The following is a 25745-nucleotide window of genomic DNA, read 5'->3' on the forward strand; positions in this document are numbered from 1 at the left end:
TATTATTTAAGCTCGATATACGCCTGAGAACGGATTTCACGTAGCCAGTTTTGTAGTTCTTCATTGAACTTACGCTGGCGAATGGTAGCGCGTGCTTGGTTGGTTTTCATCTCTTCGCCCATATCTTGCTGGCGACGATCTTCAACTTTGAGTATGTGCCAGCCAAAACGAGATTCGAAGGGCGCGCTAATTTCGCCTTGGGCAGTATTAAACATCACCTCTTCAAATTCCGGCACCATTTGGCCTGGTTGTGCCCAGCCGAGGGAACCGCCGAGAGAACCACTGGCAGGGTCGTCACTGTACTGCTTAGCGAGTTCTTCAAAGGGTACGCCTTGTTGTAGCTTTTGATAAATAGCATCTATCTCGCGGCGGGTTTGTGCAGGCGAGCGAATTTCATTAGGGCTAAGCAAGATGTGTTGTACTTTAACCTGGTTCACTAACTGAACCGAACCACCCTGTTTGTCGTTTACCTTCAAAATGTGGAAACCACTAGGGCTACGCAGAGGGGCGCTGAATTCGCCGGGGTTTAATTTCTGTACCACCGCAGAGAACTCTTCAGGCATCTCGTTGAGTTTGCGCCAGCCAATTTCGCCACCTTTAAGTGCGTTAGGGCCTTTCGATTGGGCAATGGCTGTTTCTGCAAAGTCAGCACCATTGGCTAGTTCGGCGGCAATTTTTGTCGCTTGCTTTTGAGCGGATTGCAGCATTTGAGAGGTGGCTTGCAAAGGTACAGCAATGAGTATCTGTGACAGATTGTAGCTTGCGTCACCTAGCTGTTCACCTTTGTGCGAGCTAAGAAAATTATCAATCTCCTGCTGCGAGACATTGATGCGGCTATTGACCACTCGTTGCTGAATTCGTTGAATCAGCATCTCATTGCGAATTTGCTGACGCACTTGGGCATAGTCTTGTCCTTCGGCCACTAATGCTTCACGGAACTGATCCAGTGTCAGCTTGGAGCTGGCCGCAATACGTTCGAGAGAAGCGTTGAGTTCGCTATCACTGATGCGAATACCACGTTCTTTACCGATCTGCAGCTGTATATTATCTAGGATTAGACGATCCAGTACCTGGCTCTGTAGGGTTTGTTCATCTGGCAAACTACGTCCCTGAGCATTCAGGCGACCCTTGATGAGTATCTCCCGTTCACTGAGTTCGCTTTGCAAGACGATATCATCGTTAACAATCGCGACAATTCGGTCGAGTGGGGTATCTGCGGCGCTGGCCGAGACGCTGAGGCCTAATATCAGGGCAGCCATAGATGGCTTTAGTTTTTTTATGAGCTTAGTAGTCATCATTCTCTTCACGTTCATTAAAGCCATCAATATCTTGCAACGCTTTACTGCCGTTACCAATTGAGCCTAATCCTTTCAGGACAAATTGCAGTAATAGGGCGGTGTCTTCCTGACCACCGCTATCATCCTCTATCCACTGGCGTGCAGCAACCCGTACTTTCCAACAACAGCTAGCGTACTCCAATCCGAGCATCGCTTCAGGTGTTTGGTTGTTTTCCATATCTTCTTGCCACAGTCCCAACGCCGTCCATTCGGGTGAGAGTGGCCAGATAAATGAAACTTCAGCTTGGCTACGGACATTTTCCCGGTAGCGGTAGCTAAAGTTGATCACTTTATTGAGCGCCGGAGTGTAGCGTACTTTGAAGTTACTCTCTAATGGGGTTAAGTCGTCTTTATCCAGTTCGGTATCGATTGAGAAGCGAAGTTTGGAATAAGGATTCCAATAGGCTTCAGCAGCAAAGTTGGATTGCTCTTCAGTATCGACACTGGTATCGCCATTAAGTTGCACCGTGCGGTCGGCAAAATAATAGGCTTGTGCCAATCCTAGGTGCGCCATTTCACTGCCGTCGTCACGGTAAAAACCGGAACCAATCCCCGCCGTTACCTGCTGTGCATCGCCAATCTTATCGAGACCGGTAAAACGGTTCTCTCTGAATAAGCCGTCATAACTAAAATCCGCTTCGGCGGTATCAAAGTCTGGAATGCCCTGTTGATCCTCTTCTTGGCTATAGAGTGCAAATAAACGAGGTTCTAGGGTTTGGGTATAGCGGCCGGTTTGACGCTCAAATAACAGACCGGAATCAATACTGGCGACGGCTGCTGAACGGCTAATGCTGTCATCTTCACCGACAATCTGATCGTTTAGGTCATATTGGCTTAACCAATAGCTCAGTTTTGGTGTTAAGAAACCCCAAGATGAACGCATCGGTACGCTGATCGCAGGTTGAACATGTAGGCGGCTACCGGTGACACGATCAATGCCGGTTAGACCATCGATATCGCGGTCGAATTGGGTTGTGTCAGTGAGGTAGCTGAGTACCACCTCTTGGCCTAAATCGTAGCTATAGCTGCCTTTGACTTGCAGTTGAGGCATCTGTTGATACGGAGTGTCGTTATCACTGATTGTTTGATAACTATGGGCCCGCAGTGTAGCAGACCAATTCTGCTGGCTATAGGTGGCCTCTGCCAGCCGGTTTAGGTGGTTAGAGCGGTCGACTTCTAAACTTGAGCCTAGGTCATCGAAATAGTCATCATCACTGACCGCGTTGAAATCGACTAGGCTACTCCAAGCGCCTTTGTAGCCGGTGTGATCAACGCCGAGCACCCAGCGATCACGGTTAGCTTTGCTATCATCAACAATCAGACCTGTACTAAGGGATTGCTGGCCATAGCTATTCATGTGGCGAAATTCGTTTTCTAGCAATAAACCGCGTTCGCTAAAGATAGTAGGCGTCAGCGTATCATCGTAATTTGGTGCGAGATTGAAATAATAAGGGGCTGAGACCTCAAGTCCATCATCGTCAGAATAGCCTAATGACGGGAATAAAAAGCCTGAGTGGCGCAGGTCGTCAATCGGAAATTCTAGATAGGGGAAATAGAATATCGGGGTGTCCGCTATTTTCAAGGTTGCATGACGGGCAGTACCGAAACCTCGATTGGGATCTAAAACCAGTGAATCAGAGGCAATCTTCCAGCTTTCATCGACCGGAGGGCAGGTGGTGTAGCTACTCTCTTCCATCCGTATCCGGTTGTCTTTCAGACGGATAATCCGTTTGGCTTCGCCGCGTAGCGATTGTTCATGGACGATATAATCGGCATCGCTAATAACGGTTTCGCCGGTGAGTGCATTGGTTTGCGCTTTAGCGCCTCGGAGTAGCAGACCGGGTTCGCGGTAACGGATATCGCCGCTTAAAGTTATCTGATTGGAGACCTGATCTACTTCGGCAGAATCACCGCGTAAGAAATGCCCCCGTTGGCGAAGCTCAACATTACCTTCTAACTGTGTCAGACCGCCTAGTTCTGTTTTAGAGCTGTCGGCATCGACGGTGAGCTTCTCGTCAAAGTCGGTTACTGTTTCGGATGTCGGTTCAATATAAACGCCATAGCATGCTTTTGATGCGCCGGTGATGGGATACCAGTCTTGGCTAGCGTAGCGGATATCGGTCAAGTCGGCTTGGGCTACCGCTTCTGCTTGACTTTGTTGGTTTGCCTTTTTGCGTTTGGAGAGGCTTCGCTTTGTTTTTGTCGTGGTTTGCGCTGCCGCTTTAGCTGCCGGTATCGCCGCGGTAGTTTGGGTTGCCGTGCTTGTCGTATTAGACTGCTTCGCTGCTGGTGGCACCGCGGTGGCTGCTGCAATCGTTCGTTTCGGTTTGGTTAATGCCGACGTGGAGGGCTTGTTTTCTAGACATGACCAGCCGCCTGCGGCATTGGCTTCGCATAGCCAAGCACCATTCACCTGTTGTTTAGCGACAGCTATGGGAGCAGTTGCAGGAACGGCTTTAACGTTTTGTTTGTCATCAGCTACTGGCTGCACCAGGGTATCGCCTGTATCCGCTTGATACAAAAGATCAGACCGTTCGGGCTCATCGCATTGCCAGTTTTGACCATTTTCCATGGTGCAGGTCCAAAGGGCATCACGGATATCGGTATCCATTTCAGCGCCTTGGAGTGCTGCAGGCGTTGCAGCAACTATCGCCAGTGTGAGTGTGTAGGAAGAACGTCTTGAGAACGGCATTCAGATTGTCCATTAGGAAGCGCAGAAAAAGTGTCTTTTCTCTTATCGCTAAACCTTGATTCGAGTAACATAGCCCATTGAGCATGGCATGATAAAACATTCAGCTATAACAAGGCTAGGGGATTGATAGATATGGGACAAAGGCTGGCCGGACTCAGGCAGTGGATAGAGCAGGTTTTTGCCGAGCTGAAGATCGATTTGACTGCGGGTTGGCAGTGTGTGCCGGTGTCGGGAGACGCGAGTTTTAGACGTTATTTTCGCGTTATCAGCGGCGATCATAGCTGGATTCTTATGGATGCTCCGCCGGAAAAAGAGAACAGCCACCCCTTTGTCGCTATTGCCAATGCTTGGCAGCCGCTAAAGATTAATGCGCCGGTGGTGCATGCGGTGGATTTTGATCAGGGTTATATGCTGCTGTCGGATTTGGGGGATGATCTATATCTAGGTCAGTTAAATGACGACAGTGCCGATGCGCTTTATCGACAGGCTTTTATCACCTTGACTCAGTTGCAGCTCTGTCAGACGATCGAGGGTCATGATCTACCGGTCTATGATCGCGCGCTGTTGCAGCGAGAGATGGATCTTTTTCGTGATTGGTTCGTGGCTGATTTGCTGGGGATCGACCTAGGGCCGGGGGTTAAGCATCTGTTTGCTGAGGTGTCTGAGTATCTTATTCAAGCAGCACTGGAACAGCCGACTGTCTGTGTTCATCGTGATTATCACTCGCGTAATTTATTGGTGGATGGTAACAATACCCCCGGGGTGATCGACTTTCAGGATGCGGTAATTGGTCCGGTGACTTATGATTTAGTGTCACTGTTGCGGGATTGTTATATTGAATGGCCGGATAAGCGGGTGTATGGCTGGGTCGATGAGTTTGGTGAGTTGCTAGTGGCCGAGGGGTTACTCGCCCATTACGAGCGGGAAACTTTTTATCGTTGGTTTGATCTGATGGGCGCGCAGCGCCATTTGAAGGCGGCAGGTATTTTTGCTCGGTTGTGGCTGCGAGACGGTAAGGCAGGTTACCTTGAAGATATTCCCCGCACCCTGAATTACATTATCCGGGTTGCCGGACGTTATGATGAGCTGCTGACCTTTTCGGCTTGGTTGCAGGAGGTTGTGGTACCCGCGATGTATGCCTGTGAGCAATTTGAGCCGACGCATCTGGATAAGTGGTTTAGCTGATGCGGGCGATGATACTGGCCGCTGGGTTAGGCACTCGGATGCGTCCTTTGACTTTGACAACGCCAAAACCGCTACTGCCAGTGGCGGGGAAACCGTTGATTGAATACCATATTGAACGACTGGTCGCGGCTGGGGTCACGGAGATAGTGATTAACCATGCTTGGCTGGGTGAGCAACTTGAAGCCTTTGTGGGTGATGGTCGGCGCTGGGGAGCTAAGGTGCACTGGTCGCCGGAGTCCGAACTATTAGAAACGGGTGGGGGGATCTTTCGAGCACTGCCTTGTTTGAGTGATATGGGGGAACCCTTTCTCTTGGTGAATGGGGATGTCTTTACGAACTACCCCTTTGCTTCCTTGTTGTCCCACTCATTTGGCTCTGATGATCTGGCCCATCTGGTGATGACGGAGAATCCCGCGCATAATCCCGCCGGTGATTTCCAATTACGGCAGGGCCGCATCGTTGAGCAGGGCGATGAAAAAACAACGTTTAGCGGAATTAGTCTGCTTTCCCCACAACTGTTTAAGGGCTGTCAGCTGGGTAAATTTCCGCTGGCACCACTGTTACGGGGTGCGATGCAGTCACATCGCGTGACGGGGGAATTTTTTTCGGGGTATTGGCGAGATATAGGGACGCCTGAGCGACTTCAGGACGTCAGTGAAGATATTAACAAAGGTCGGGTAGATGGCATTTAGAAGTGAGAAGGCAGGGTTTAGTCTGGGTCAGTTGGTCCGCAGAAACCGCACCGCTTTGATTATTGGTGGTTTTATTGGCCTGATGAGCGGTGGCTTATTTGGTCTGTTATTAGGTGCGGGTATCGGTGTGGCGCTGTCAGCCGCGTTGAAAAATGCCTTAGGTAACGCTTTGAACCCGCAAGATGCCTTCTTTAAGGCCACCTTCACGGTGATGGGTAAGTTAGCTAAAGCAGACGGTCATGTCAGCGAAGCAGAGATTCAATACGCGCGGGAAGTCATGAGCCGGATGGGGTTGAGTGAAGAGCGTCGTCTGGAAGCGATGGCGCTGTTTTCGCAGGGTAAAGAGAGCGACTTTGATATCGCTGAGGTGATGCGCCCACTGAGTGCGCTGATTCGGTTTCGTATTCCGTTGAAATTGATGTTTGTCGAAATACAATTGCAGGCGGCGATGGCTGATGGTCAGGTTAGCGAAGCCGAAACCATTATTATTCGCGAGGTCTGCGGTCTGCTGCAGATGTCTCAAGCGGAGATGGCCGCGCTGATCGCTCGGATGCAGTCTCAGTTCTCTTATCAACAGCATAGTTATCAGTCCCATCAGGGCGGTTATGTATCGGAACAGGAACTGCTGAAAGAGTCTTATGGCGTGCTGGGTGTTGAGGCATCGGTGTCGGATGCCGAGCTGAAAAAAGCTTACCGTCGTTTGATGAGTCAACACCATCCCGATAAGCTAGTGGCCAAAGGTTTACCTGAAGATATGATGCAGCTGGCGAAGGAAAAAACTCAGGAAATTCAGGCAGCGTACGATCGAGTACGTACCGCGCGAAAAAATAGCTGACAGATACCGCTGTGCTTTAATGGACAGGCCGATTGGGCATAGCGATCAACTTCCCAACGTTTAACTTCCCGGCGTAAGCTCTCCTGCGGGCGCTGGGTTTGAATTTTTCTGGGTAGGTTGAATTGTTATCAAGTGGTTTTTAAGAATGCCTCTAACCTGACGAGTAAGCCACAGAGGTTCCTTTCTCGGATCGTTACTGCGTTGGTTTAGGCGGATCTGCCGATAACCTGGGTTGCCACTTCTTAGGGCTGTATGTTTACGTAGAATGGCTTGTTGCTGTTGATAGCGGTTGTTATTGAACCAAAGATCTAATATCGCTGCCTGGCTGTCTTTGAGCATCTGTAGCAGTTCTGGGGTGTTAATTCCTTTGGGTTGCATCGGGTCGAGCAAGACTAAAAATCGGTTTTCTTGCAGCTCATCTTGTGCGAAATAGTGCATCGCCCAAACTGCACCTTCTCCCACCCCTAAAATGACGGTTATCTCCCCCGGTACTTCGGCTAGACGATTAGCGGCTAAATTACCCAGCGTCACGATCTGTTGTTGATAGTTGGTGATAAGTTCTTCCGGCGTTGCTGTTTCGGTAGTATCGGCCGCTGTTTGGCTGTCCACAGCCGCGGTTTCGGTATTAGCGTTGGGATTTGTCTCGGCGTTAAGTGCCGCATTGCTCTCTGGGGCTGTTTCAGGTGTCTGGATCTGATTGCGATTTTGTAGGCTCGGCAGTGTGCGTTCGGGCACGGCGACCGAGGGGGGAGTTGGTAGTGATAGGCTGAGGGTGTTCCAGCCATATTCAGTCAGTTGGGTTCTCAGAGGGTGAATCAGGTCGGGCCAGTCTGCTCCCGTGGTGGGATCGGTGAAAATGAGAATGCTGCCGGTTGGCGTTGCGGTTGTCGCTTGTTGCAGCAGCGCTAATTGTTTTTCATTATCGAGTGCTAGCCAAACCACTTCGGTTTCTGGGGTTTGTGCCAGCGCGAGGTCTGCCTGTCGTTGCCGGGAAGGGTTGGGCATGACACGGCTGGCGATTGCGCCGTCGGTTTTTGTTGTGTCTTCGGTGCCGGCGTTGCTGCTGTCATTGTTTTCAGTCGTATCATTCTCGGCTGCCGAAACAAGGCTAGCAAGGCTTAAAAACAGTGTAAAAAACAGGGGTTTAAGTTTCATGCTTCGATTATTCAAGAGCGACGCGATATTAGCAAGGGCGAAAGCTGGTTGAGTTTCAATGCGTGCAAAGTACAATAGCCGAATCCTCCACCTTTTACTTTCCGAGTTACGTTCATGGCTGATTATAAGATTGCTCCATCCATTCTGTCTGCAGACTTCGCCCGCCTAGGTGAAGAGGTTGAAAATGTGCTCGCTGCGGGCGCTGATTATGTCCATTTCGATGTAATGGATAATCACTATGTGCCTAATTTGACCATCGGCCCTATGGTCTGTAAAGCGCTGCGTAAACACGGTATTGAAGCGCCGATTGATGTGCATTTGATGGTTAAGCCGGTGGATCGTTTGATCGGTGATTTTATCGATGCCGGTGCTAGCATTATTACCTTTCACCCAGAAGGTTCTGAACATATCGACCGTTCATTACAGATGATCCGTGACGGCGGTTGTAAATCCGGCCTGGTGTTTAATCCCGCGACCCCGTTGAGCTATTTAGACTATGTGCTCGATAAGGTGGATATGATTCTACTGATGTCGGTTAACCCAGGGTTTGGTGGTCAGAAATTTATTCCGGGTACGTTGAATAAGCTGAAGCAGGCCCGTGCGATTATTGAACAAAGTGGCTACGATATTCGTCTCGAAGTGGATGGTGGCGTTGGTGTTGACAATATTGCGGAGATTGCCGCGGCCGGAGCGGATACCTTTGTGGCTGGCTCGGCGATCTTTAACACCGACGACTATAAAGCCACCATTGATAAGATGCGGGCCGAATTGGCAAAAGTTTAAGTAACACGTCAGCCGCGTTTACTTAGTATTATGATTAATTGAAAAGGTTGGCCCGTCGCAATGCTTATGACCACCCATTATGATGCTCAACTTCCCCAACTGGTGCTGTTCGATCTGGACGGCACTTTGCTGGATAGTGTGCCCGACTTAGCCCTCGCGGTTGATCGAATGTTGGCTGCGTTGGCACGGCCATTAGCCGGTGAAACTACGGTACGTGATTGGGTCGGCAATGGCGCCCAGATGTTGGTCAAGCGGGCATTAGCCTTCGGTGATGGGAATAATGAGCCGGACGAAGCGCTGCTTGAGCAGGCATTTGCTCTGTTTTTGCAGCATTACGGCCAGTGTTGTGCGGAGCAAAGTCAGCTCTATCCTGGGGTGCGAGAGTATCTGAATTTTTTGTTCGAGCATGATGTTGATATGGGTTTGGTGACCAACAAACCGATCAGTTTCACCGAGACCTTACTGGATGAGTTTGATCTGCGGCGCTATTTTTCGGTTGTCTTGGGTGGTGATAGTTTGGCGGAGAAAAAGCCACATCCGTTACCGCTGCACCATGCGATGACTACGCGAAGTGTCGCGGCCGAACAAACTCTGATGGTGGGCGATTCACGCAGTGATATTAAAGCGGCTCAAGCCGCCGGTTGTCGCGTGGTTGCGGTCACGTATGGCTATAACCATGGCGAGCCGGTTGCGTTATATCAGCCGGATATTATTGTCGATGATCTGATGCAGTTGACTCTCTGATTAAGGTTTTGTCTGACAGCTCAATCTCATCAAAGAAAGCCATTCTGGCGGCATTGCAGACCGCTAGTACGCCGGGGTGGCTCACTCGGCGTTCCAATGAAATCGCATAAAAACGTTCCCGAATATCATCCATCCTGCCGATCACTTCCACACCGTATTGCCGAGTCATCTGTTGTTCGATGACGGTTGGCGCGCAAAATATTCCGGCCCCCGAGAGGCCAAAGGCTTCGATTAATGCGGTATCGGCACACTCCACCCGGATATCTGGGCGAATCTTATACCGTTCGAACCAGCGTTTCAGACCCATACCGCGCTCTGTTTCGGCGGAAGGCATCAGCATGGGTGCGCCTTCCAGTGAGGCGGGAAAGTTAGCTCGGTAAGTGGCGGCTACGGCGGTGGTGGCGAAAAAGCTAAGGCCGCACTCCCCCAATAGATGGTTATATCCGCGAATATGAAAGCTTGCGTCAAGTGGGCGGTCAGCCAGTACCAGATCGAGTTTTTGGGTGGCAAGATCCGCCAGTAAGCTAGGCAGCGGGCCCTCTTCACAGATCAGTCGGCTCGCATCATTGAGTTTAAGTGCCGGTTCTAGCAGGTGATAGGTGATCAATTTGGGCAACACATCGGCGATGCCAATATTAAAACGCTGCTGCTTATGGGGTACCGGATTATGAATGCTCTGTTGCAGTTCATCCCCTAGCTGGAAAATGTCTTCGGCGTAGTTGAGGGCGTGTTGTCCAGCCTTCGTTAATATGAGATTGCGGCCGCGTTTTTTAAACAGCGAAGTGCCCAGTTCATGCTCCAGCAGTTTTAGCTGGCCACTAATGGTTTGAGGTGTCAGGTGGAGCTTCTCACTGGCTCTATTAATGCTGCCTTCCTGGGCAACAACGAGAAAATAGCGCAGGTGTTTAAAGTTCATGGTAATACCTGAATAGGAATAATGATCGAATAAATCTTACTATTTACATAGTAAATTCGTATTTTATTTATACTTACGTTGACTATACTGTGACTTATCGGCTTTGTCATGAGTTCTCAGGTTCCCCCTCAGACTTATGCTTACCGAGTTGTTAGACAGGTTGTTACAAGGTTGTAGTAATTGTTACACAGTTAAGTTGTTACAAAGTTAGGCTGTTATGAAAGCATGTTGTAAGGCTCTCTAGTCTTAAGTAAGTGGACTCTCATCCAATCATTCACCCGGCGCCCAAGGCCGGGTTTTTTTTGTCTAAAAATTAGCCATGATCCTGGAAGCGCACATTGTGGTGCCTGATATCATTTCAGGGGAACGAGAATATACACTTGAGAAGGCCATCGAAAAGCCTTTAGGCTGAAAAATATAGTCTGTAAATAACGACTCGGTTGATTCAAAGAGGGGGCTGCTATAAGGTTGGATCTCTGAATTAACGATTGCCTGGAATCACTGTGTCAGATTTGCTATCCCCTATTGAAATTAAGTTGTGTGCCCACTATGTCGGGGATCGCTGGCGATGGCGTAACTGAGCCCTGCTTATCAGTTATTACGCTGGTTGAATCGGTTATCGATTTAGCCAAATAGATTTCAAAACTCTGCGCTATAAATGACAGAGTCGTTATGAGAATACACCATGACCCCTGAACAATTTGCCGAGCTAGCGGCTCAAAACTTCAATCGTATTCCAGTGGTTCGCGAAGTATTAGCGGATTTGGATACACCATTATCCACTTATATGAAGTTGGCCAATCAGCCATATACCTATCTACTGGAATCCGTTGAAGGCGGGGAAAAGTGGGGGCGGTATTCGATTATTGGTCTGCCTAGCCGGACCGTGTTGAAAGTCTTTGGCCATAGCGTTCGGGTGGAAACGGACGGTGAGGTGGTAGAACAAGCTGAAGTTGAAGATCCGCTGGATTTTGTAGAACAATTTCAGGCGCGTTATCGTGCTGCAGAGTTGCCTGATCTACCTCGTTTTAACGGTGGGTTAGTGGGTTATTTTGGCTATGATAGCGTCCGCTATGTGGAGCAACGGTTAGCGGATAGCGTTCCTGATGATGTTATCGGCACGCCGGACATTCTGTTGATGGTGTCCGATGAGGTGGTGGTATTTGATAACCTCAGCGGTAAGTTGGTATTGATTAGCCATGCTGACCCGGCCGATGAGGATGCCCTGGGGCAAGCGCAGTTACGCTTGGATGAGTTAGTCACACGCTTGCGCTTTTCTGTACCCCATCAGGAAACTGCACCGAGCGAGCGACGTGAGGTGTCTGAATCGGAATTTAAATCCAGTTTTGGCGAGCAGCAATTTAAAGATGCCGTCGATCGGATTAAAGAGTACATCCTCTCAGGGGATGTGATGCAAACCGTTATCTCGCAGCGAATGACGATCCCTTTTACCAGTAGTCCGTTGGATCTTTATCGGGCGTTACGTTGTCTTAACCCTTCACCTTACATGTATGTGCTGAATTTAGGTGATCACCATGTGGTGGGCTCCTCTCCCGAAATTCTCGCCCGGGTTGAAGATCGTGTTGTCACGGTGCGACCGATTGCCGGAACTCGTCCTCGGGGCGAAACCGAGGCTGAAGATTTAGCACTAGAGAAAGATCTGTTAGCCGATCCGAAAGAGTTGGCAGAACATCTGATGTTGATCGATCTTGGCCGTAATGATGTTGGCCGGGTGTCGCAAATAGGTCAGGTGGAATTAACCGCTCAGATGGCGGTTGAACGTTATTCTCATGTGATGCATATCGTCTCGAATGTGATTGGCCATTTAAAACCTGAGGTATCGGTGATGGATGTGCTGCGCGCGACCTTGCCGGCGGGTACTCTCAGTGGTGCGCCCAAGGTGCGGGCGATGGAGATTATTGATGAGTTAGAGCCGGTTAAACGAGGTATTTACGGCGGAGCTGTGGGCTATCTGTCTTGGAATGGCAATATGGATACCGCGATCGCTATTCGTACGGCGGTGATTAAGGATGGTGAGCTGCATATTCAAGCCGGAGCTGGTATCGTCGCTGATTCGGTGCCTGATTCCGAATGGGATGAAACGATGAACAAAGGCCGAGCAATCTTTAAGGCCGTCGCGATGGTTGAGCAAGGGTTGGATAACCTCTGAGGCCGTTATGATCGATATCAAACCTCCTACGGGAGGTTTTTTATGTCTTGTTTAAGTTGAAGCGTTATTTGGCTGCATACTTTGCCCGCCAGCGATTTTGTTTTGAGTGTTATGATGTTACTGGCTTTTTTGTTATATTATAACAAATATTACTTTGCAGAGTTGATCATGTTTACACAGATACCTACCAATATTATTACCGGCTTTCTCGGCGTGGGTAAAACTACCGCTATTCAACAGCTATTAAAAGATAAGCCGGCCGGTGAGCGTTGGGCGGTGCTGGTCAATGAGTTTGGGGAAATCGGTATTGATGCCAGTCTATTAGCCAACGAACAGCAGTCAACCGGCGTATTTATGAAAGAGGTGCCCGGTGGATGTATGTGTTGTGCTGCGGGTATTCCGATGCAGGTTGCACTCAGTCAATTAATTCGTCAGGCAAAACCTGATCGTATTCTGATTGAACCGACGGGGTTGGGTCATCCTTTAGAAGTTATCCGGGTATTGCAGCAGCCTCATTATCGAGAGGTCTTGGATCTGCGCACGGTGATAACGCTGGTGGATGCACGTAAGCTGGTGGATGCTCGATATACCGAGCATGAAACCTTTAATCAGCAGCTACAGGTTGCCGACTTAGTGATTGCACATAAAGAGGATCTTTATAGCGGGACGGAAATGGCCCAACTGACCGATTATCTGTCCCAGCTTGAGAGTCAGGCACCGGTTGTCGGCAGCTCGAATGGTTTGTTTGATCTGTCGTGGTTGGAAGCGGCCTCTAAGCACATTGCGGATAAAGCACCGGCTGAGTCATCCCATCAACACCACGATCATTATCAGGTCGATGATGAGATCCCTGCATGTGGTTATCTGCGTAAAGATAATCAGGGGGAGGGTTATCATAGCAGTGGTTGGATTTTCAGCCCTGAATTTGAGTTTTCTTATGCCGCGTTAGAACCGTTGTTGATGGGTATAGAATCCGAACGCTTGAAAGCGGTGTTTATTACCGATGAAGGGATTTTTGCGTTTAATCAGGTCGATTCCGTTTTGAAAGTGCAGGCGCTTGATGAAGTGATGGATAGCCGAATTGAAGTGATTGATGAGGAGCCCGGCCAATGGGCCGAACTCGAACAGCAGTTACTGGCGATGGCGGTGCGTTGCTAGGACTCTCCATCACGGTTTGGGGCGGCGATATCCAGCAAAGGTGCTGCATCGAGTGCTTCGGCATCCATCATCCCAGATACCTGTTGCAGAGCGGCGAGTATATGCAGCTGCTCTGCATTACCTAAACTTTCAAAGCGAGTGATAAAGGACTCATGTAACAACGTCGGCACGGTTTGAAAAATTTCGTCACCGGTTGTTGTCAGCCGAGCATTCACTATGCGGCGATCAGTATTGCTGCGTACCCGTTCGACCAGTTGGCGCTCTTCTAAACGATTCATAATGGTGCTGACGGTCGCTTGGCTTAACGAAACATCATCTGAAATCCGCTTAACGGTAACATCCCCCAAATCTTTGATGGCGCGTAGCACCATCACCTGTGGAATCGTCAGACCACAAGCTTTTACCACCCGTTTTGATTGAAGATCGGTCGCCCGAATGATTTTTCTCAGTTCAATCAGCACATCCTGCCAGCAGGGCATATTATCAATCATTGTCTCTGAAGACCTCTTAACTCATTGAAAAGCCGAGCGAATGTATAGCTAGGCAGGCTTGCAGCACAAATAACAGTGCGCCCAATCAAACCATTATAAACAGAAAAATAGTTTGAGTTCTAATTATTACAGGACTAATATAATCACATCAAACTATAATAGTTCAAAATAAACGTGGAGACGTCATGAGAAAATTGATTGCTGCATCGGCAATGCTGTTGGCCGTTACGCAAGTACAGGCGGCAGACGAGTGCGGAAAAGTCACCATTGCGGATATGAACTGGAGCTCGGCAACACTGATTGCCAATGTGGATAGATTTATCCTTGAACACGGTTATGGCTGCGAAGCTGAACTCGTGCCAGGGGATACCATGCCGACGGGTACCTCGATGATCGAAAAAGGTGAACCTGATATTGCTCCAGAAATGTGGAGCAACTCCATGCGTGAAGCGCTGGATAAAGGTGTGGCTGAAAAACGTCTGCGGTATGCCGGTAATTCATTGTCTGATGGTGGTGAAGAGGGTTTTTGGATACCAGAATATCTGGTTAAACAATACCCTGAGCTAGCAACCATTGATGGTGTAAAGAAACACGCTGCACTGTTTGAGCATCCAGAAGATGATAGCAAGTACGCCTTTTATGGTTGTCCAGCGGGCTGGAACTGTCAGATCAGTGCCAGCAATCTGTTTAAAGCATTGAATCTGGCTGATGCAGGTTTTGATTTGATCGATCCCGGTTCAGGTGCTGGTCTGTCAGGTTCTATCGCTAAGGCGTTTGCCCGTGAAGAGCCTTGGTTCGGTTATTACTGGGCGCCAACTGCTGTGTTGGGTAAATACAAAATGGTGAAAGTTGATTTCGGTTCGGGTATTGATAAAGATGAGTTCGTTAACTGTACCTCATCTAACGAATGTGAGAACCCTAAAGTAACCATGTATCCGCCTTCAGCGGTACAAACGGTCACCACCGAAGAGTTTGCTACCCGTGTTCCCGCGGCTTATGAGTATGCGTCTAAGCGTTCATTGACGAATAATCAGCTCAACACGCTGTTGGCTTGGATGGAAGATAATCAGGCTGATGGTGAGGTTGCTGCTGAGTATTTCCTTACTGAGCATGAAGAGCTTTGGATGCCGTGGGTTTCGGCAGACGTTGCTGCAAAAGTGAAGCAAGCTCTGCAATAATCGTTGCGGTTGAGTGCTAAAAAATCACTGCCTGATTGCCCACAGTAATCGGGCAGTGTTGTTTCTGAAAGAGGTTATATATGGCTGATGCAAGTTGGTTGAGTGAGGTACCCCAACTAAGCAGAGGGGATCTCAGGGATATCCGGAAGTTTTTAGATACTGCGTATCGCGACTTTTCCCGTGAGTACGGTGAGATGATTGAGGGGTTTTTTGACCCTTTGTTAACATTTTTAGTTTGGTTTGAAAAACTGCTATTAGCAACGCCGTGGTGGTTGGTGATTGCCATTATCGCCGGTCTTGCTTACCTATCCAGTCGTTCATGGAAGCTTAGCCTAGGTGTAGTGATATCGTTCTTTATGATCGGTTATTTTGGCATGTGGGATAATACCATGCGCACCATGAGTATTATTTTGGTGTGTACCTTCATGGCCATCGCCTTAGGGGTGCCCATAGGGATCGCCATGGCGCGCTCAGATAGGGTGCAGTCAGTGGTGACACCGCTATTGGATATTATGCAAACCATGCCAGCATTTGTGTATTTGATTCCCGTGGTGATGCTCTTGGGTATCGGAAAAATTCCGGGTGTGATTGCCGTTATTATCTATGCAATACCGCCGGTGATTCGTTTGACCAATCTCGGTATTCGGCTGGTGGATAAAGATGTGCTGGAAGCAGCAACAGCTTATGGTGCCAGCTCGATGCAGCGCTTAGTCGGTGTGCAACTGCCTTTGGCTATGCCAACGATTATGGCGGGTATCAACCAAACCATTATGATGGCGCTGTCGATGGTGGTTATCGCCTCGATGATCGGTGTTAAAGGGTTAGGCCAGCCAGTATTGAAATCCATTACTAACCAGTACTTTACGCTGGGCTTATTGAACGGCTTAGCGATTGTAGCATTGGCGATTATTTTTGACCGAGTCTCTCAGGCATATGCTAAACGGAGTCAGCGATACCTAGGGGGTATGGATAATGGGTGAATCGGGTAAAAAAGCTGCCGCGACGACACTGATTAAGATCGAAGGGCTGTATAAGCTTTTCGGGAATAATCCTAAGAAATACATGCCTTTGGTGCATGAGGGTAAAAGCAAGGATGAAATTCTGGCGGAAACGGGTCATACACTCGGTCTTAAAGATATTAATCTGACCATCAATAAAGGCGAGATTTTCGTGATTATGGGGCTATCAGGCTCCGGTAAATCCACGTTGATTCGTCATTTTAACCGGCTGATCGATCCGACTGAAGGTGTCATTGAAGTCGAAGGCACCGACGTCATGAAACTCGGGCCTAAAGAGTTGGAGCAATTCCGTCGGCACAAGATGTCGATGGTGTTTCAGCGCTTTGGATTGCTACCGCATAAATCCGTCGTCGATAATGTTGCTTATGGACTTTCTATACAGGGTGTCAGTAAGGCTGAGAGTAAAGCGAAAGCGACTGAGTGGTTAGCCACGGTTGGCTTGGCGGGTTATGAAGAGCAGTATCCGGCGCAGCTCTCGGGTGGGCAGCAGCAGCGGGTCGGGTTGGCTCGGGCATTGTGTACCGATGCTGAAATTCTATTGATGGATGAAGCGTTCTCCGCACTGGATCCATTGATCCGTTCCGAGATGCAAGATCAGCTGATTGAACTGCAGGAAAAACTGCACAAAACCATTATCTTTATCACTCACGATCTTGATGAAGCACTGCGTATCGGTGACCGTATTGCGATCTTGAAGGATGGTGAAATGGTACAGCAGGGTGAGCCTGAAGATATTTTGCTCAATCCCGCTAATGATTATGTTGAAGCCTTTGTGCGCGATGTAAACCGTGCTCGTGCGCTAACCGTCGAAACCGTGATGAAGGCGCCTGCTTCACGTATCACCGCTGATACCATTGAAGACGCTTTGAAACAGATGAAAGGTTTCAAACAGGATTATGGTTATCACATCAATGATGAGGGTTATCAGGGTGTTCTGACGGAAGAGACCTTACAGGCTGCTTTTGAAGACGATAAAAAAGCAGACCTTGATTCTCTTCAATATGAAGACTTGGACGCTATTTCGCAGGATGCGGTGCTAGAAACCGTTATTCCCGAGACCTTGAATGCGGAGTACTCTCTACCGGTCATCGATGAAGAGGGCCAAATGACAGGGCAGTTATCCCGTCAGACATTGGCCGAAGTGTTGGGTAATGAGGATACATCGGAAGAGCAGAAAAAGAGCTAGCCTCTTGGTTAATCTTTCAAAAGGCTGATGCTTAACGCGTCGGCCTTTTTTGTGGCTGACGCTTGGCAGCTAAAGTCAGTAGCGAGGTTAACTTTATTGAGTATTGGCGCCCCCTAAGGCGAAGATACGCCCGCCTTTACTGACTGAGTGAGGTTTGCCCAGCAGTTGTAATACATGCCAGGCCATCGCTTGGTTGCTGGTGATTACGGGAATACCCAACAGTTCTTCTAGGGTTGCAATGACCTCGATGGAGCGCAGTGCGGTACAGGATATGAATAAGGCTTCAGCGTCTGGATGAACCTGTGCTAACGCGGCTTGCTTGATTGCTTCGGGGTCTATTCGGGTGATATCTGCGTCGGCCATCACATTAAAACCGACGATATTGAGGATGTTAAGCTCTTTATCGGAAAAAAACTTGGCCACCTCTCTGTTAACTTCAGTGATATAAGGGGTGATGATAGTGAGTTTTTTGACGCCCAAGGCTAAGAAAGCCGAGGTCGCTGCCGTGACGGGGTTGGTGACTTGAGATTGCGGCTTAATTTTCTGTATTTGTTCTTTCAGCTTCTGCTCGCCAATCGAGACGGTGCCGGAAGAGCAACAAAAAGCAATCACATCGACCTGCTTTCCCGGTAGTAAGTCCGCAGTAGCACGGTTTAAATCCTGCGCCATTGCTTGAAGATTTTTTGTATTCACGGGGTCATTGAAGGCGATTCGATTGGTGATGATTGAAACCTCAGCGTCGCAGAGCAATGAGCGCATGGCATCTTCAACTAAATGGTCTGTCCGTAGGGCGATAAGGCCTATTTTCCCGCCGGGAAAATATTCGCTTTCAGCATGCTTAAAGCCAACTTCTTCCATTTTTGTCATCGCTATGTATCCATCTTTTTTTAATTATCGCACTGTATTATGCGCCAATTGTCGGGTGATCGCGTCGAAGGGGGATTTCTCTGTTGGAGATTCAACGATGGAATAACGACACTATCGATATTAGAAAAGTGGCGGTAAGCGCTCAAGACAACAACCCTAGTATCGGCTTGGTGACATTCACCTGACTCATCTGACTGGCTGTATCAGAGGTGCTTGTCTAAATGGATTTAAGCACAATCGCTTTCATTGTTTAAATGATATAACTGAAATAAATTAATGTTTATTTTGCATATAGGGTTCCGATGTTTTCTTGTGTTAAGTCTGCGCCGCTGGTTGGGCGCACTCATTAGCGAGAGCTTAAAAGTCGCTGTTAAGGGGGAGGGCGTGAGTCACCCCTGAGACGGGGCAAAAGCGTTCTTCGCAGTGAGTCGACGGTATAAAAGGATTTAAAATAGCGGGGTATCTCTCTGTTCGAGAATCTGTTGAATCAGTTGTTGGGCAGCCTCATTTGCTAGGTTAGGGGCTTGGTGTAATGAAATCTCAGATTCACCCAAACGCGGGAAACCCTCCTTTTCATCCAGTATCCTCATACCGGGTCGTAAGTCTTTTTGAGTCAGCACGGTGACTGCGAGCCCAGATTCTACGGCGGCTTTTATGGCTTCGTGACTGTGGCAGCTCAGTGCTATTTGCCAAGCCATACCCGCTTCTTCTAAGGCTGTTAGCGCTGTTTTTCGGTAGAGGCAGGGAGAAGGAACCAGTGCCAGTGGTATCGGGCCATTTGTCGGTACTTGAAAGTCTTTACTGGCCAGCCAGACTAATGGGTCTCGATAGAGTGGGGTGCCCTCGCCTGTTGGGGGGATCTGGGTAAGGATAGCAAGATCAATCGCGCCGGTATCAACCTCTGGCCGGATGTTATTACTTAAACCCACGGTGATTTCGATCTCTACATCTTTTTGAATGCGAGCAAAGCGCGCCAGTACACGGGAGAAGGGCAGTGATAGATAATCTTCCGGGGCGGCAAAGTTAATATGCCCCTGTAATGGTTTTTCTTTGAATCGCGCTTCTACCTCGTCGCACAACTGAATAATTTTCTTCGCATATTGATACAGCACATCGCCATCATCGGTCAGCCGGCAGCTTCGCGTTGTTCGATGAAATAGCTGCTGCTCTAAAGATTCTTCAAGACGTTTGATCTGATGGCTTACGGTCGATTGAGTTAAATGTCTGCTCTTGGTTGCTGCGGTAAAACTTTCGCCTTCGGCAACCGCAATGAAAGTGCGCAACAGTTCAAGGTTCATGGGCAGTCATCTCTTGATATATGGTGAAAATGAAACAATGTCTTTCATTTATATCATTTCTAAGATTTATATCAATGTGATTGAATCCATTAACGCAAAGAGGAATCGAACATGAATACATCGAAAGTTAATAAAGAAAAACCCGCTGTTGAGCCCCGTCATCAACATTCAGCTAAACCGGTTATCTGTTATGACGTTGAGTGTTTGCCTGCCTATGACGCGAGCCTCTACCAGCAAGCTAGGAAAGGTATGGAAAAAGTGTCCGAGGTTGTTGTGCCTCCCCGAGACGGCGCTTCTTTTACGGTGCCGGCGGGGCATTTCTTTCGTATTGTCAGCATCGAAGGCCCTCAGGTTGGCGATCTGAATTTATGGAATGCGAATGATCTATCTGAACGATTTTATAGTGGTAAAACACGTCAGTTACATGCCAGTCATGTAAGCACTGGTGATCGTTTATGGAGCACTCTTCCGGCACTGCGTCCAATGGCAACCATTACCCATGATACTCTGGATTGGTACGGCTGGGATGAAGATGGAGCGGGTGTGCATGATGTGATCGGTACGCGCTGTGATCCCTATACCAACCATATGCTTAAAGGTGTCGATTACAACCATTGCTGCCATTCAAATCTGACCCGCGCGTTGGCGCATGCTGAAGGGGTGAGCCCTGAGATCGCTGAACCACATGTGCACGATGTGCTGAATGTATTTATGTGTACTGGATTTACGCAGGACACGCATCAATATTTTATGAAAGCGAGCCCTGTGCGCCCGGGCGACTTCATTGAGTTTTTTGCTGAGATCGACCTATTAGGGGCGTTATCCGCCTGTCCTGGTGGCGATTGCGGCAGCAGCCATTCCGATGACAGCACCGCCTGTTATCCACTGTTGGTTGAAATTTATAAACCGACCAATGATGCCTTAGCGGATTGGCAGTCACCCTCTACGAGTGGCTATAGAGGTAAACATGCTGTTTAAGTGATGTGTTGGCAACTACACCAGGTGTAGCTGCCTTGTAGTTTCGAGGCGACTTTATTCGACGTTAACGGTCACTGCCGCGGCGGCGGTTAGCGCCTTCTCTACCGCATTATCGATATCGGTTCCCCGAGCGAGTGCCACGCCCATACGGCGTTTGCCGTTGATGTTAGGTTTGCCAAATAAACGTAGCTGAGTATCGGGGGCGGCGAGTGCGACTTCGAGGTTCGCAAAGCTTAGCTGGTTTGATTCGGCCTCGACTAAGACGACAGCCGATGCCGATGGGCCATGTTGCACGATGTTCGGAATCGGCAAGCCTAAGATCGCCCGTGCGTGCAGAGCGAACTGCGATAGATCCTGAGAGATCATAGTTACCATACCGGTATCATGGGGGCGAGGTGAGACTTCACTGAAGTAAACCTCATCGCCTTTGATAAACAGTTCGACACCGAAAATGCCACGACCACCCAGTGCGCCAGTGACTTTTTCGGCGATCTCTTTGGCTCGTTCGAGGGCCTTGTCACTCATCGCTTGTGGCTGCCAAGATTCGCGATAATCACCATCTTCTTGACGGTGTCCGATCGGTAGGCAGAAACTCGTGCCCTGAATATGACGGATGGTGAGCAGGGTAATTTCATAATCAAAATCGACAAAGCCTTCGACGATCACCCGTCCCGCGCCAGCTCGGCCGCCTTCTTGAGCATAAGTCCAACTGCTGTCGATATCGGCCACTGTTTTGATTATGCTCTGGCCTTTACCAGAAGAGCTCATAATCGGTTTAACGACGCAGGGCATGCCGATCTCAGTTACAGCGTTTTCAAAATCGGTGCGGTTATCGACAAACTGGTAGTTTGAGGTTGGAATACCAAGCTCTTCTGCGGCAAGACGACGAATCCCTTCACGGTTCATGGTGAGTCGCGCAGCATTGGCTGTCGGCACCACATTGAAACCTTCCTGTTCCAAGGCAACCAGGGTATCGGTTGAGATCGCTTCGATTTCCGGCACGATATAATCAGGCTTTTCCAGTTCAATTACCCGCCGCAGTTCGGCACCATCGAGCATTGAAAAGGTGTAAGAGCGATCGGCAACCTGCATGGCGGGGGCATTTTCATAACGGTCACAGGCGATGACTTCACAACCATAGCGCTGCAGTTCAATCACCACCTCTTTGCCCAGTTCGCCAGAACCACAGAGTAAAATTTTAGTTGCCGACGATGAGAACGGTGTACCGATATGAGCCATGAGGAGAGTCCTATCCTTTAAAAAGTAGGGATTATATTTCAAGAATGCGGTGGCCCCTAATATTTATGCGGATTAGAGCGCCAACCAGCCGAGTAGACCTTTGATGCTGACTATCAGCGCAGAGGCGCCGGAAACGGCTAATAACATCGGTTTTGCTGAGGTTGTGGATAACTTGCCATCAATTTTTCGGGCTAAAAAGAAACCGAGAAACAGCCCTGGAACTATTTTTAGACTCAGTTGGGCGCTGTGCCAGTCGAGGCTGCCTTTATAGATCAGCATTAACAGGGATATCGGTGTGCCGATCAACAGAAAGGCGGCGATCTCGCTACGTGCGGTAATCCTATCCTGTTGCTGATAAACCAGTGCTATCGGTGGCCCGCCTACGGAGGTGGCTGTGCCCCCCACACCGGAAAAGAAGCCGCCGATGATCAGATTGACGGGGGTGGCCGAAATATTAAACCGCCATAGGCTGAGCAACACGGCGGTCAGTACGGAAAAACCAAAAAAGAGGCTGAGGGCATATTGTGGTAGCGCGACTAACAACGCTGCACCGCACCAAGCACCGGGGATTCTAGCGATGATAGCGGGCATGACCCGTCGCCAGCGCAGGGCATTAGGTTCCCGTATGACCATCATTAAGGCTAAACCAAAGCCGACGAGCAAGACCGGGCCGGGTACATAAGCGGGATTGATCAGATAAAGTAAGGGTGCAGCCAGTAAGCCATAACCGATGCCTACGACAGTTTGTAGGGCAATGCCACAGGTGACGATCAAGACGGCCAGTAGTTCCGGCAGGGTATATAACATGGTTTCCAGCTATTCACGAGTGAGGTGACAGTATGCCTGTGGATAGGGCGGACGGGTATGGTTGGATGAAAAAATGACCCGGCAACGGAAGTGCAGTCAGCTGCCGGGTCATGGGGTGGCCTGCGGGATGAGGTATCCAACAGGCCATACGCACGATAATGAACGAGTTAGCGTCCGCCTGCACCCTGACGGGAGCGTTCGGTATTGGCGACTAAAACACCGTCGCCAATACGGTTAATCTCAGCCCAGAGTTCGGCGTCGATAGAGATACCATCATCCACGCTCTGTTCTTTATTCAGCTGAATCTGTTCTGCGCTGATATGCCGAGCTTTATAATTACCCTGTGATTGTTGCAATGATGAAGCTAGATTGACCCGTGAACTACAAATAATCGTAAGCGCTTGTTTGTCATCGATATGTGTTGTTAGGTTTGTCACCGCTTCACTGTAACTCGGGTAACGCTCGCCGGCTTTAATAGCGGCGGTATGTTCGGTAATGGTTTGACTGCCGTTTTGCCAATAAGCGGTGACGCTGATACCTCGGCGACCACAGTCGGTCAGTGCCTTGAGGATAAACATACGGTTGTGACAGTTATGTACGGTAACGGTTGCGATACCGTTTTCCAGTGCTTTGGCATGGGCGAGATCAACGGAGGCGGCGATACAGTTCAAGGCGCTACGGTCATGGCTGTCGATAACGGCAGCCGTACTGTCTTCATAGATCACCGTGCTGAGCGGTTTGCTGCTATCGTCACCGATATAGGGCAGCGCGCTTTGTAACTCTTTAAGGCCATCTAGACCATGTTTTTCTAACCAAAGAATCATATTGGCGGCATCTTCATAATTGCCAACATAGTAACCCGTAGCTTCAAAGCAGCGTCGCAACGCCGCTTTCAACTCAGTCATTGAAATATGCATTAGCGTGCTCCTTGTGCGTCGGGGGCCAGAGGCATAAACCAGTCGTCATTAAATGTTTTACCAATATCTTCCAGCAGTGGCGCGCCTTGAAACATGGTATTGCGCACCCAAAGCTTAGAGCGCGGATCAAATTTACCGACGCCAAAGCAGGCGAGCTTAGCGCGTAGCAGATGCATGGGCATAATCTCGCGATCCAGTAAATTGGCCTGAATATCTCCGTAAAGACAACGGTTCATGCTTTGAATACGGCGCACGATGCCACGTAATTTAGGTTGTGCAACCATAAATCGGGCGGTGGAATGCTGTGGATATTCGAGCATATAATCGCACAGTTGGTCATAGCATTTGCGCACTGCATAGCCGACGCCTAACGCCATCTGTTTATCCTTGCCTTCGTCTTCCCGGGTGTCTCCCAAACGAGGCTCCATTTTTTCTTCTGAACGATACCAGAACGTATCTTTTGCGCCGTCTGCGGCAAAATCCAGTTTTAACGCCCACTGATAACGCTGTTCAATTACCTGCTTCAGTTGTTGCAGCGGCATCACCGGATCAAGATCCAGAAACTCTTCGACACTGTAATGGCCTTCGAGGTCGTCGACCAGTTCTGGATAGAGCTCCAACATCACCGATATCAGCATCTCTTGACCCTGAAGCGAACAGTTTTTCTCGCTCCAGTCGAGCAGTGCATCCCAGCTTTCGATCCCTTGGGCGCAGTGTTGCTCAATCGCCTGCAGGTCAACCAACACCTGGCGGTTATGTACTGTTTGCCATGCATCTTCAGTGACGGTCTGTTCGGTATGGACGGTGCAACGTTGCAATAGCTGTGGAAACTGTTGCAGAACACGCTGGTTGATGTTGCCCAGTACTCGGATTCTGGCCAATGCCAACTCACGCATCTCGATCCACTGGTTGATTAGCTGTGGGTGGTTGATCAGATAGGGCGCCATACCTAAGCCGGTGGAGTTGCCGATGCCGAAGAAGCGCTTAATATCGGCCTGCATGGGGGTGTAACTGTCGGGGCTACGATGCTGGGCGATATGTTCAGCCTGCAGCAGGCTGAAGTTGCGCAACATTAGACAAACAAACATTTCGGCAGCGAATGGACGGGCAAAATCAGCATGACGAGTGGCGACCTTTTCCCAATCGGCCATGCCGAGTTTGCCACTACCGTAGACGGCGGTGGTGCGATATAGATAGCCTACCCGGGCAATCTGAGCGATGTCCGGCTGTTCACCCTTGGCGAGCTGATCGACAACATAGTCGAAATTACGGGCACTGCGGTTGGCGCGGGAGAGAACAAATACGCGGGCGTCGACACGACCCGCTTCCTGTTTAGGCACATTCTGGCGAAGTTTGGATAGATATAGATCGTCGATTTCGCCTTCGACCAACGCCATGGTTAGATCCCATTGAGTAGCTATTACTCGGTCATTGCGGTCTTCGGCAGAGAGGTAGTCGGAAAACAGCACAAAGCTATAGCATTTGTGGGGTGTTTTGATGCTATAGATAACGCTGCCGTAGCCCTGCTCATCGAGCTCAAAGCGGCTGGGGGCGATCTGCCAGCGCTCGCGCATAATACGTCGTACCAAGGTGCGCATGAAACTTAACCGGCTCTGATGTAGCGCGCCGAGCCTTTCTAAGTTCATAATCTGGTCTGCTGGACGTAAGGGGAGTGCATTTTCCCCTCGTAGAGCAGCCTGTATAGCAGCGGGCATGGTCATTGTTATTCTCCTCATAAATAGCCGCACATCGTTTTTTATCATTGAACCTGTCGATGTGTCCAAAACCTTAAACAGGGTTTGTTCTGTTCGCTGAGCAGCAAGCTAGGGTTTAGTAGCAGCGCGTAGCGGAACAGGGAGTTAGACGGCAAGACGAAACCTATCGATGATGTTGTCTCATCTTATGGTTTCATTTGAAAGCCATCTTGAGCGTCCTGTTCGTATGAGGGTTATCATGGGCTATACCGAGGATCACATACAAATCAGAAGGTTATATCGCTTAATAAGCAAAACTTATCAAAACCCTTAAAACTATTATTTTTTCTATAAATTTCCATGGCTCTTTGTCACTCAAGGGTAAACATTTTCCGTCGCTGCTG

Annotated in this window: 22 protein-coding genes; 11 read left to right on the top strand and 11 right to left on the bottom strand. The window is 49.2% G+C overall.

Annotated elements, in window-relative coordinates:
- Nucleotides 1–2 precede the first annotated feature (2 nt).
- Both ACN0T0_RS04985 and ACN0T0_RS04990 read right to left on the bottom strand, forming a co-directional pair.
- On the bottom strand, nt 3–1259 hold the full coding sequence (locus tag ACN0T0_RS04985; protein ID WP_417223885.1) for a peptidylprolyl isomerase: 1257 nt from the start codon (nt 1257–1259) through the stop codon (nt 3–5).
- Between the two features lie 25 nt (nt 1260–1284).
- Nucleotides 1285–4029 carry an LPS-assembly protein LptD gene (locus ACN0T0_RS04990; RefSeq protein ID WP_417223887.1) on the bottom strand — a complete coding sequence of 915 codons (2745 nt, stop codon included), beginning with the start codon at nt 4027–4029 and terminating at the stop codon, nt 1285–1287.
- A gap of 132 nt (nt 4030–4161) precedes the next feature.
- Between ACN0T0_RS04990 and ACN0T0_RS04995 the strand changes: the two genes are divergently transcribed.
- The 3 genes from ACN0T0_RS04995 to djlA are packed head-to-tail and all read left to right on the top strand — an operon-like array spanning nt 4162 to nt 6741.
- Entirely contained in the window at nt 4162–5214 is a 1053-nt protein-coding gene (locus ACN0T0_RS04995; protein ID WP_417223889.1) for an aminoglycoside phosphotransferase family protein, read from the top strand.
- The gene (murU, locus tag ACN0T0_RS05000; RefSeq protein WP_417223891.1) at nt 5214–5906 is read left to right on the top strand and encodes an N-acetylmuramate alpha-1-phosphate uridylyltransferase MurU; all 693 of its coding nucleotides are present in this window, start codon (nt 5214–5216) and stop codon (nt 5904–5906) included. The genes ACN0T0_RS04995 and murU overlap by 1 nt, the downstream gene beginning before the upstream one ends.
- The gene (gene djlA, locus ACN0T0_RS05005; RefSeq protein ID WP_417223893.1) at nt 5896–6741 is read left to right on the top strand and encodes a co-chaperone DjlA; all 846 of its coding nucleotides are present in this window, start codon (nt 5896–5898) and stop codon (nt 6739–6741) included. Before murU ends, djlA begins: the two co-directional genes overlap by 11 nt.
- A 60-nt stretch (nt 6742–6801) precedes the next feature.
- On the opposite strand, the gene ACN0T0_RS05010 is transcribed toward djlA, so the two are convergent.
- Nucleotides 6802–7896 (bottom strand): DUF3530 family protein, encoded by a 1095-nt coding sequence (locus ACN0T0_RS05010; RefSeq protein WP_417223895.1) that lies wholly within the window; start codon nt 7894–7896, stop codon nt 6802–6804.
- A gap of 114 nt (nt 7897–8010) precedes the next feature.
- Between ACN0T0_RS05010 and rpe the strand changes: the two genes are divergently transcribed.
- Both rpe and ACN0T0_RS05020 read left to right on the top strand, forming a co-directional pair.
- Nucleotides 8011–8679, top strand: a complete 669-nt coding sequence (rpe, locus tag ACN0T0_RS05015; RefSeq protein ID WP_417223897.1) for a ribulose-phosphate 3-epimerase — start codon at nt 8011–8013, stop codon at nt 8677–8679.
- Nucleotides 8680–8739: 60 nt separating this feature from the next.
- A complete protein-coding gene (locus tag ACN0T0_RS05020) occupies nt 8740–9423 on the top strand; it encodes a phosphoglycolate phosphatase (protein WP_417223898.1) in 684 nt (227 codons plus the stop codon).
- Here the strand turns inward: ACN0T0_RS05020 and nhaR are convergent.
- Nucleotides 9389–10339 carry a transcriptional activator NhaR gene (nhaR, locus tag ACN0T0_RS05025; RefSeq protein WP_417223899.1) on the bottom strand — a complete coding sequence of 317 codons (951 nt, stop codon included), beginning with the start codon at nt 10337–10339 and terminating at the stop codon, nt 9389–9391. The two genes, ACN0T0_RS05020 and nhaR, sit on opposite strands and share 35 nt — an antisense overlap.
- 685 nt (nt 10340–11024) lie before the next feature.
- Between nhaR and trpE the strand changes: the two genes are divergently transcribed.
- Both trpE and ACN0T0_RS05035 read left to right on the top strand, forming a co-directional pair.
- Nucleotides 11025–12509: an anthranilate synthase component I gene (gene trpE / locus ACN0T0_RS05030; RefSeq protein WP_417223901.1), complete on the top strand. Its 1485-nt coding sequence runs from the start codon at nt 11025–11027 to the stop codon at nt 12507–12509.
- Nucleotides 12510–12677: 168 nt separating this feature from the next.
- Complete coding sequence (locus ACN0T0_RS05035) at nt 12678–13667, top strand: CobW family GTP-binding protein (protein ID WP_417223903.1); 990 nt, start codon at nt 12678–12680, stop codon at nt 13665–13667.
- Here the strand turns inward: ACN0T0_RS05035 and ACN0T0_RS05040 are convergent.
- On the bottom strand, nt 13664–14158 hold the full coding sequence (locus ACN0T0_RS05040; protein WP_417223905.1) for a MarR family winged helix-turn-helix transcriptional regulator: 495 nt from the start codon (nt 14156–14158) through the stop codon (nt 13664–13666). The genes ACN0T0_RS05035 and ACN0T0_RS05040 overlap by 4 nt on opposite strands.
- Nucleotides 14159–14343: 185 nt before the next feature.
- Between ACN0T0_RS05040 and ACN0T0_RS05045 the strand changes: the two genes are divergently transcribed.
- The 3 genes from ACN0T0_RS05045 (at nt 14344) to ACN0T0_RS05055 (ending at nt 17541) form a co-directional block, all read left to right on the top strand.
- Complete coding sequence (locus tag ACN0T0_RS05045; RefSeq protein WP_417223907.1) at nt 14344–15336, top strand: ABC transporter substrate-binding protein; 993 nt, start codon at nt 14344–14346, stop codon at nt 15334–15336.
- An 80-nt stretch (nt 15337–15416) separates the two neighbouring features.
- The gene (locus ACN0T0_RS05050) at nt 15417–16316 is read left to right on the top strand and encodes an ABC transporter permease (RefSeq protein WP_417223909.1); all 900 of its coding nucleotides are present in this window, start codon (nt 15417–15419) and stop codon (nt 16314–16316) included.
- Nucleotides 16309–17541 carry a quaternary amine ABC transporter ATP-binding protein gene (locus ACN0T0_RS05055; protein ID WP_417223910.1) on the top strand — a complete coding sequence of 411 codons (1233 nt, stop codon included), beginning with the start codon at nt 16309–16311 and terminating at the stop codon, nt 17539–17541. The genes ACN0T0_RS05050 and ACN0T0_RS05055 overlap by 8 nt, the downstream gene beginning before the upstream one ends.
- A 93-nt stretch (nt 17542–17634) precedes the next feature.
- Here the strand turns inward: ACN0T0_RS05055 and ACN0T0_RS05060 are convergent, their stop codons facing one another.
- Both ACN0T0_RS05060 and ACN0T0_RS05065 read right to left on the bottom strand, forming a co-directional pair.
- Nucleotides 17635–18408, bottom strand: coding sequence for an Asp/Glu racemase (locus ACN0T0_RS05060; RefSeq protein WP_417223911.1), 774 nt, complete (start codon nt 18406–18408; stop codon nt 17635–17637).
- 446 nt (nt 18409–18854) lie between these two features.
- The gene (locus ACN0T0_RS05065; protein WP_417223913.1) at nt 18855–19706 is read right to left on the bottom strand and encodes a LysR substrate-binding domain-containing protein; all 852 of its coding nucleotides are present in this window, start codon (nt 19704–19706) and stop codon (nt 18855–18857) included.
- Between the two features lie 111 nt (nt 19707–19817).
- Here ACN0T0_RS05065 and ACN0T0_RS05070 point away from each other — a divergent pair, with 111 nt between their 5' ends.
- Nucleotides 19818–20684: an urea carboxylase-associated family protein gene (locus ACN0T0_RS05070; RefSeq protein WP_417223915.1), complete on the top strand. Its 867-nt coding sequence runs from the start codon at nt 19818–19820 to the stop codon at nt 20682–20684.
- A 54-nt stretch (nt 20685–20738) separates the two neighbouring features.
- Here the strand turns inward: ACN0T0_RS05070 and purT are convergent, their stop codons facing one another.
- From purT to ACN0T0_RS05090, 4 genes are all read right to left on the bottom strand, one after another.
- Nucleotides 20739–21923, bottom strand: a complete 1185-nt coding sequence (gene purT, locus ACN0T0_RS05075) for a formate-dependent phosphoribosylglycinamide formyltransferase (RefSeq protein ID WP_417223916.1) — start codon at nt 21921–21923, stop codon at nt 20739–20741.
- Between the two features lie 72 nt (nt 21924–21995).
- Nucleotides 21996–22730: a TSUP family transporter gene (locus ACN0T0_RS05080; RefSeq protein WP_417223918.1), complete on the bottom strand. Its 735-nt coding sequence runs from the start codon at nt 22728–22730 to the stop codon at nt 21996–21998.
- Between the two features lie 167 nt (nt 22731–22897).
- A complete protein-coding gene (locus tag ACN0T0_RS05085) occupies nt 22898–23647 on the bottom strand; it encodes a DUF3726 domain-containing protein (RefSeq protein WP_417223920.1) in 750 nt (249 codons plus the stop codon).
- Complete coding sequence (locus ACN0T0_RS05090; RefSeq protein ID WP_417223921.1) at nt 23647–25368, bottom strand: hypothetical protein; 1722 nt, start codon at nt 25366–25368, stop codon at nt 23647–23649. The genes ACN0T0_RS05085 and ACN0T0_RS05090 overlap by 1 nt, the downstream gene beginning before the upstream one ends.
- Nucleotides 25369–25745 lie beyond the last annotated feature (377 nt).

Source organism: Amphritea sp. (genome assembly GCF_048266285.1).
Lineage (GTDB): Bacteria > Pseudomonadota > Gammaproteobacteria > Pseudomonadales > Balneatricaceae > Amphritea.

Bases quoted from the DNA above. Each gene is read 5' to 3' on its own strand.
- ACN0T0_RS04985 (WP_417223885.1), bottom strand. From the start codon at position 1,259: ATGGCTGCCCTGATATTAGGCCTCAGCGTCTCGGCCAGCGCCGCAGAT.
- ACN0T0_RS04990 (WP_417223887.1), bottom strand. From the start codon at position 4,029: ATGCCGTTCTCAAGACGTTCTTCCTACACACTCACACTGGCGATAGTT.
- ACN0T0_RS04995 (WP_417223889.1), top strand. From the start codon at position 4,162: ATGGGACAAAGGCTGGCCGGACTCAGGCAGTGGATAGAGCAGGTTTTT.
- murU (WP_417223891.1), top strand. From the start codon at position 5,214: ATGCGGGCGATGATACTGGCCGCTGGGTTAGGCACTCGGATGCGTCCT.
- djlA (WP_417223893.1), top strand. From the start codon at position 5,896: ATGGCATTTAGAAGTGAGAAGGCAGGGTTTAGTCTGGGTCAGTTGGTC.
- ACN0T0_RS05010 (WP_417223895.1), bottom strand. From the start codon at position 7,896: ATGAAACTTAAACCCCTGTTTTTTACACTGTTTTTAAGCCTTGCTAGC.
- rpe (WP_417223897.1), top strand. From the start codon at position 8,011: ATGGCTGATTATAAGATTGCTCCATCCATTCTGTCTGCAGACTTCGCC.
- ACN0T0_RS05020 (WP_417223898.1), top strand. From the start codon at position 8,740: ATGCTTATGACCACCCATTATGATGCTCAACTTCCCCAACTGGTGCTG.
- nhaR (WP_417223899.1), bottom strand. From the start codon at position 10,339: ATGAACTTTAAACACCTGCGCTATTTTCTCGTTGTTGCCCAGGAAGGC.
- trpE (WP_417223901.1), top strand. From the start codon at position 11,025: ATGACCCCTGAACAATTTGCCGAGCTAGCGGCTCAAAACTTCAATCGT.
- ACN0T0_RS05035 (WP_417223903.1), top strand. From the start codon at position 12,678: ATGTTTACACAGATACCTACCAATATTATTACCGGCTTTCTCGGCGTG.
- ACN0T0_RS05040 (WP_417223905.1), bottom strand. From the start codon at position 14,158: ATGATTGATAATATGCCCTGCTGGCAGGATGTGCTGATTGAACTGAGA.
- ACN0T0_RS05045 (WP_417223907.1), top strand. From the start codon at position 14,344: ATGAGAAAATTGATTGCTGCATCGGCAATGCTGTTGGCCGTTACGCAA.
- ACN0T0_RS05050 (WP_417223909.1), top strand. From the start codon at position 15,417: ATGGCTGATGCAAGTTGGTTGAGTGAGGTACCCCAACTAAGCAGAGGG.
- ACN0T0_RS05055 (WP_417223910.1), top strand. From the start codon at position 16,309: ATGGGTGAATCGGGTAAAAAAGCTGCCGCGACGACACTGATTAAGATC.
- ACN0T0_RS05060 (WP_417223911.1), bottom strand. From the start codon at position 18,408: ATGACAAAAATGGAAGAAGTTGGCTTTAAGCATGCTGAAAGCGAATAT.
- ACN0T0_RS05065 (WP_417223913.1), bottom strand. From the start codon at position 19,706: ATGAACCTTGAACTGTTGCGCACTTTCATTGCGGTTGCCGAAGGCGAA.
- ACN0T0_RS05070 (WP_417223915.1), top strand. From the start codon at position 19,818: ATGAATACATCGAAAGTTAATAAAGAAAAACCCGCTGTTGAGCCCCGT.
- purT (WP_417223916.1), bottom strand. From the start codon at position 21,923: ATGGCTCATATCGGTACACCGTTCTCATCGTCGGCAACTAAAATTTTA.
- ACN0T0_RS05080 (WP_417223918.1), bottom strand. From the start codon at position 22,730: ATGTTATATACCCTGCCGGAACTACTGGCCGTCTTGATCGTCACCTGT.
- ACN0T0_RS05085 (WP_417223920.1), bottom strand. From the start codon at position 23,647: ATGCATATTTCAATGACTGAGTTGAAAGCGGCGTTGCGACGCTGCTTT.
- ACN0T0_RS05090 (WP_417223921.1), bottom strand. From the start codon at position 25,368: ATGACCATGCCCGCTGCTATACAGGCTGCTCTACGAGGGGAAAATGCA.